The sequence below is a fragment of the Pseudomonas lactucae genome, assembly GCF_016937615.1.
GTDB lineage: Bacteria > Pseudomonadota > Gammaproteobacteria > Pseudomonadales > Pseudomonadaceae > Aquipseudomonas > Aquipseudomonas lactucae.
The window spans coordinates 1-5382 of record NZ_JAFHKI010000053.1 but is presented as its reverse complement, the minus strand read 5'-3'; the positions used below and the strand labels follow the sequence as shown (position 1 = coordinate 5382).

General features: G+C 59.8%; 5 protein-coding genes. All 5 read left to right on the top strand.

Annotated elements, in window-relative coordinates:
* Nucleotides 1-95 precede the first annotated feature (95 nt).
* The 5 genes from JWR98_RS10690 (at nt 96) to JWR98_RS10670 (ending at nt 5354) form a co-directional block, all read left to right on the top strand.
* Nucleotides 96-1010 carry an ABC transporter permease subunit gene (locus tag JWR98_RS10690; protein WP_010213575.1) on the top strand — a complete coding sequence of 305 codons (915 nt, stop codon included), beginning with the start codon at nt 96-98 and terminating at the stop codon, nt 1008-1010.
* Between the two features lie 3 nt (nt 1011-1013).
* A complete protein-coding gene (livM, locus tag JWR98_RS10685; protein WP_003171396.1) occupies nt 1014-2291 on the top strand; it encodes a high-affinity branched-chain amino acid ABC transporter permease LivM in 1278 nt (425 codons plus the stop codon).
* Nucleotides 2288-3163 carry an ABC transporter ATP-binding protein gene (locus JWR98_RS10680; protein ID WP_003171398.1) on the top strand — a complete coding sequence of 292 codons (876 nt, stop codon included), beginning with the start codon at nt 2288-2290 and terminating at the stop codon, nt 3161-3163. The genes livM and JWR98_RS10680 overlap by 4 nt, the downstream gene beginning before the upstream one ends.
* Nucleotides 3160-3876: an ABC transporter ATP-binding protein gene (locus tag JWR98_RS10675; protein ID WP_205489988.1), complete on the top strand. Its 717-nt coding sequence runs from the start codon at nt 3160-3162 to the stop codon at nt 3874-3876. The genes JWR98_RS10680 and JWR98_RS10675 overlap by 4 nt, the downstream gene beginning before the upstream one ends.
* Before the next feature lie 713 nt (nt 3877-4589).
* Complete coding sequence (locus tag JWR98_RS10670; protein ID WP_078731337.1) at nt 4590-5354, top strand: SDR family oxidoreductase; 765 nt, start codon at nt 4590-4592, stop codon at nt 5352-5354.
* The last annotated feature ends 28 nt before the right edge of the window (nt 5355-5382 follow it).

Genomic DNA, 5382 nt, shown 5'->3' with positions numbered 1-5382 from the left:
CCACAGGAGACCGTGTTGTTATCAAGATCTGTCTTTTCCTCCAGAAGCGCCGCACACCCACCGGTGTGCAGGTGCTCACCGCGTGAGATTGCGTTATGGATGGTATTTTCCTGCAGCAACTGGTCAACGGCCTGACCCTCGGGTCGGTCTATGGCCTGATCGCCATCGGCTACACAATGGTCTATGGCATCATTGGCATGATCAACTTCGCCCACGGCGAGGTTTATATGATTTCCGCTTACCTCGCGGCGATCAGTCTGGCACTGCTGGCTTACTTCGGCATCGAATCCTTCCCGCTGCTCATACTCGGCACCCTGATCTTCACCGTGGTCGTCACCGGCGTGTACGGTTGGGTGATTGAACGGGTCGCCTACAAACCGCTGCGCAACTCCACCCGACTGGCACCGCTGATCAGCGCCATCGGTATCTCGCTGATTCTGCAGAACTACGCGCAGATCGCCCAGGGCGCCAAGCAACAAGGCATCCCGACCCTGCTGGCCGGGGCCTGGCGTGTCGATATCGGCAGCGGGTTCGTCCAGCTCACCTACACCAAGGTGTTCATCCTCGTGGCGGCGTTCGCCGGCATGGCGTTGCTCACCTATGTCATCAAGTACACCAAGCTCGGCCGCATGTGCCGCGCCACCCAGCAAGACCGCAAGATGGCTTCGATCCTGGGGATCAACACCGACCGCGTGATTTCCTATGTGTTTGTCATCGGTGCCGCCATGGCCGCGTTGGCCGGCGTGCTGATCACTCTCAACTACGGCACCTTCGACTTCTATGCCGGCTTCATCATCGGCATCAAGGCATTTACCGCAGCGGTACTCGGCGGCATCGGCTCCCTGCCTGGGGCGATGTTGGGCGGGATTATCCTCGGTATCTCCGAGTCGTTGTTCTCGGGGTTGATCAACTCTGACTACAAAGACGTGTTCAGTTTCTCCCTGTTGGTGGTGATTCTGATTTTCCGTCCCCAGGGCCTGCTTGGTCGCCCACTCGTGGCGAAGGTGTAAAACATGTCTGCTGCCAAACCTATCGATATCAAGAAAAGTGTCGTCGATACGATCCTTGCCGGGCTGATTTCGTTGATCGTGTTCGGTCCGATCGTCGGCGTGGTCCTCGACGGCTACAGCTTCAACCTGGAACCGGCCCGCGTGGGCCTGCTGGTCGCCATCGTGATGGTCGGCCGCTTTGCCATGAGCCTGTTCCTGCAAACCCCCAAGGGCGTGAAGATCCTGCAGGGCTTCGAGAGCAGTGGCTCCGGCGTGCACGTGCTGGCACCGGACTACAAGTCGCGGCTGCGCTGGATCATCCCGGCGCTGATCGTGATCGCCATCGTGTTTCCGATCTTCGCCAACAAGTACCTGCTCACCGTGGTCATTCTCGGCCTGATCTACGTACTGCTGGGCCTGGGCCTGAACATCGTGGTCGGCCTGGCGGGCCTGCTCGACCTGGGTTACGTGGCGTTCTATGCCATCGGCGCCTATGGCCTGGCGCTGGGCTACCAATATCTGGGCCTGGGCTTCTGGACGGTGCTGCCATTGGCGGCCATCGCGGCGGCGCTGGCGGGGTGCATACTCGGGTTCCCGGTATTGCGAATGCACGGTGACTACCTGGCCATCGTGACCCTGGGCTTCGGTGAAATCATCCGCCTGGTGCTCAACAACTGGCTGTCGTTCACCGGCGGACCGAACGGTATGCCGGTGCCCTCGCCGACCTTCCTCGGGCTTGAGTTCGGCAAGCGTGCCAAGGATGGTGGCATTCCGTTCCATGAGTTCTTCGGTATCGATTACAACCCCAACATCAAGTTCATGTTCATCTATATCGTGCTGTTCCTGGTGGTGCTGGCCGTGCTGTACATCAAGCACCGCCTGACCCGCATGCCGGTCGGTCGCGCCTGGGAAGCCCTGCGTGAAGATGAAATCGCCTGCCGTTCCATGGGCCTGAACCACGTACTGGTCAAGCTCTCGGCGTTCACCATCGGTGCCTCCACCGCCGGTTTGGCCGGGGTGTTCTTTGCCAGCTACCAGGGTTTCGTCAACCCGTCGTCATTCACCTTCTTCGAGTCGGCGTTGATCCTGGCCATCGTGGTGCTGGGCGGCATGGGCTCGACGGTGGGTGTGGTGATCGCCGCGTTCGTGTTGACCGTGGCGCCGGAACTGCTGCGCAGTTTCTCCGAATACCGTGTGCTGCTGTTTGGCGTGCTGATGGTGGTGATGATGATCTGGCGGCCACGCGGCCTGATACGGATCAGCCGGACCGGGGTGACGCCGCGTAAAGGAGTGGCACCATGAGCAAGGAAATCGTGCTGTCCGTGGAACACCTAATGATGCACTTCGGTGGCATCAAGGCCCTGAGCGATGTGAGCCTGAAGGTCGAACGCAACTCGATCTTCGCCCTGATCGGCCCCAACGGCGCCGGCAAGACCACCGTATTCAACTGCCTTACCGGCTTCTACAAAGCCAGTGGCGGCAAGATCGAACTCAACGTGCGCGGCAAGCAGACCAATGTGATCCAACTGCTTGGCGAACGCTTCCGGGCCACCGACTTCGTGTCGCCGAAAAGCTTTCTCAGCCGCGTGTACTACAAGATGTTCGGCGGCACCCACCTGGTCAACCGCGCCGGCCTGGCGCGCACGTTCCAGAACATTCGCCTGTTCAAGGAAATGTCGGTGCTGGAAAACCTGCTGGTGGCCCAGCACATGTGGGTCAACCGCAACATGCTGGCCGGCATTCTCAACACCAAGGGCTATCGCAAGGCCGAAAGCGACGCGCTGGACTGCGCGTTCTACTGGCTCGAAGTGGTCGACCTGGTGGACTGCGCCAACCGCCTGGCCGGTGAGCTTTCCTACGGCCAGCAGCGCCGCCTGGAAATCGCCCGCGCCATGTGCACGCGGCCGCAGATCATCTGTCTCGACGAGCCTGCTGCCGGCCTCAACCCCCAGGAAACCGAAGCCCTCAGCGCGATGATTCGCCTGCTGCGCGACGAACACGACCTCACGGTGGTGCTGATCGAACACGACATGGGCATGGTAATGAGTATCTCCGACCACATCGTGGTGCTGGACCACGGCAACGTGATCGCCGAAGGCGGGCCGGACGCGATCCGCAACGACCCGAAAGTGATCGCTGCCTACCTGGGCGCGGACGAGGAGGAGCTGGTATGAGTGCACCTATCCTCGAAATCAGGGACCTGGACGTGTTCTACGGCCCGATCCAGGCCCTGAAAAAAGTCTCGCTGCAGATCAACGAAGGCGAAACCGTTAGCCTGATCGGCTCCAACGGCGCGGGCAAATCCACCTTGCTGATGTCGATCTTCGGCCAGCCGCGGGCCGAGTCGGGGCAGATCATCTACAACGGCGTCGACATTACCCACAAGTCGTCCCACTACATCGCCTCCAACGGTATTGCGCAGTCGCCGGAAGGGCGGCGGGTGTTCCCCGACATGACCGTCGAGGAAAACCTGCTGATGGGCACCATCCCGATTGGCGACAAGTTTGCCTTTGATGACATGCAGCGCATGTTCGAGCTGTTCCCGCGCCTCAAGGAACGGCGTAACCAGCGCGCCATGACCATGTCCGGCGGCGAGCAGCAAATGCTCGCCATCGCCCGCGCGCTGATGAGCCGACCCAAGTTGTTGTTGCTGGACGAACCGAGCCTGGGATTGGCGCCGATCGTGGTGAAACAGATCTTCTCCACCCTGCGCGAACTGGCATCCACTGGCATGACCATCTTCCTGGTGGAACAGAACGCCAACCACGCGCTGCGCCTGTCGGATCGGGCATATGTGATGGTCAACGGCGAGATTCGCCTGACAGGTACGGGTAAGGAGTTGTTGGTGAACGAGGAAGTGCGCAACTCCTACCTCGGCGGTCACTGATCTCAAGTTTTGTCGCATTAACCCTGTGGGAGGGGCTTGCCCCTCCCACATTTGTTTTGTGGTGTTTTCGAAATTGTGGAAAACAAATCCAGCCACCTCTTAAAGCGCGACATATAGCCGCCGCAAATCCCTGTTTTGTCACCGTTTTGACTTGTCCCCATCCGCTGTGGAACCGGCTGTGGGTAACGTGGGAGTAGCTGGCTGAACGCCTTTGAAACCGTGGCTTGCAGCGCGACGGTTGTTTTTTGACCAGCGACTTTTTCACGACCGCCCAAGGGGTTTGTCAACCTGTTTAAAGACACAGGTATATGAACGAAATATGTCTGTTCAGCCTGTGGATAAGTCTGTGACTAAACTCTGGAAAGACCGCCGCAGAGGCCGGAATGACTGGCCTGGAGCCATCGTCTGAATTTCCACACCATCGATGGGCCTACATACGCCCCCTCCAAGGTCAAGCAAAAAACTTTCTAAAATCGCCTGCAAGCCTTGTGAATAGAGGCCTGTGTGGTTTTGCACTTGCCCCCAAAGACTGTGGGCGCAGTTGTGGATAACCTGCGTGCATATCGCTACACGCCACGGTTTATAAGGCTTTGCCTGGCATGGTTAAAAAGTGATCGGCCGGGCGTAAAGAACTGCGCACAGCGGTTGCCGCGACGGCGGGGTAAGGGCATTCTGCTGGCAACTTTTTTCCCGATGCCCGCAAGGAGAACACCATGTCCAACACGCTGTTTATTACTGGCGCCACTTCAGGTTTCGGCGAAGCCTGCGCCCGTCGATTTGCCGAAGCCGGCTGGAAACTGGTGCTCACCGGCCGTCGCGCCGAACGCTTGAATGCGCTGGTTGAAGAGCTTTCCAAGCAGACCGAAGTGCATGGCCTGGTGGTGGACGTGCGTGATCGCAAGGGCATGGAAGAGGCCATCGCCAACCTGCCGCCGTCGTTCGCCACCCTGCGCGGGCTGATCAACAATGCCGGCCTGGCCGTGGGCACTGACCCGGCGCCCAAGTGCAGCCTCGACGATTGGGAAACCATGGTCGACACCAACATCAAGGGCCTGCTGACCACCACCCACTTGCTGCTGCCGCGCTTGATCGCCCATGGCCGTGGCGCCGGCATCATCAACCTGGGTTCCATCGCCGGCAGCTACCCGTACCCGGGCAGCCATGTGTATGGCGGCTCCAAGGCGTTCGTGAAGCAATTTTCGCTGAACCTGCGGTGTGACCTGCAAGGCACCGGCGTGCGCGTGACCAACATCGAGCCGGGCCTGTGCGAGAGCGAGTTTTCGCTGGTGCGCTTCGGGGGTGACCAGGCGCGCTATGACGCCACTTATGCCGGTGCCGAGCCGATCCAGCCGCAGGACATTGCCGACACGATCTTCTGGGTCATGAACACGCCGGCGCATGTGAATATCAACCGCTTGGAGCTGATGCCGGTGAGCCAGACCTGGGCTGGGTTTGCGATTGAGCGTGGGGCCAAGTAGGGCTTTGGATCGAATCGCTGCCATCGGG